This is a genomic window from Bacillus cereus group sp. Bce019 (assembly GCF_051781745.1).
Classification (GTDB): Bacteria; Bacillota; Bacilli; order Bacillales; family Bacillaceae_G; genus Bacillus_A; species Bacillus_A cereus.
This window is the reverse complement of the sequence record NZ_JBPWJX010000054.1, coordinates 1-1,009: the sequence shown is the minus strand read 5'-3', so window position 1 is coordinate 1,009 and position 1,009 is coordinate 1. Positions and strand designations below refer to the sequence as shown.

The window sequence follows — 1,009 nt, the reverse complement described above, 5'->3', positions numbered from 1 at the left end:
CAAACAGAAGAGTCAGTAGAAGCATTACAAGCTGAATTGGAGCGTTTGCGTATGGAGAATGCTTATTTAAAAAAGTTGAATGCCTTAGTTCAAAACAAGGAAAAATCACCAAACAAGATAAGGCGCAAGTAATCTATGAACTAAGGAAAGCATTTCCGGTGCAGGCACTTTTAAAATTAGCAGAACTCCCACGAAGTACATATTATTACTGGATACAGAATTCTAATCGGCCAGATAAAGATAAAGAGCTAAAGATCTTAATTCAAAACATTTACGATGAACACCAAGGTCGTTATGGATATCGCCGTATTCGCGATGAGTTAATGAACCAAGGACATAAAATCAACCATAAAAAAGTTCAACGAATTATGAAAGAGTTAGGTTTAAAGAGTCTAGTTCGTATGAAAAAATATCGCTCGTATAAAGGACAAGTAGGTAAGATTGCGCCAAATATTTTAGAACGTAATTTTAAAGCTGAAAAGCCGAACGAAAAATGGGTTACAGACATAACAGAATTTAAATTATGCGGCGAGAAGCTCTACTTATCACCGATGTTAGATCTATTTAATGGAGAGATAATCGCTTATACAATTGATTCAAGACCAACCTATTCACTTGTATCGAAGATGTTGGAGAAGTCTTTTCAACAATTGACAGAAGAAGACGAACTCCTTATTCACTCTGATCAAGGCTGGCATTATCAAATGAAGAAGTATCGGCACGCCCTAAAGGAACGCAAGATTACGCAAAGTATGTCTCGTAAAGGGAACTGTTACGATAATGCGGTTATTGAAAGTTTCTTTGGTATTATGAAATCTGAATTTCTTTATCTAAAAGATTTTGAAAGCATAGAACACTTTAAACAAGAATTTGAAAAATATATCGATTATTATAATCACAAAAGAATTAAGGCAAAACTAAAAGGCATGAGTCCGGTACAATATCGAACTCATGCCCTAAAGGCTGCCTAATGAAACGACCTGTCTAACTTTATGGGGTCAGTTCATAT

The 1,009-nt window shown here is 35.2% G+C and carries 1 pseudogene; it reads left to right on the top strand.

Going from position 1 to position 1,009, the window contains the following annotated elements:
- A pseudogene (locus ACS2QP_RS27355) lies at nt 1-971 on the top strand (IS3 family transposase); the annotation flags it as partial.
- Nucleotides 972-1,009 lie beyond the last annotated feature (38 nt).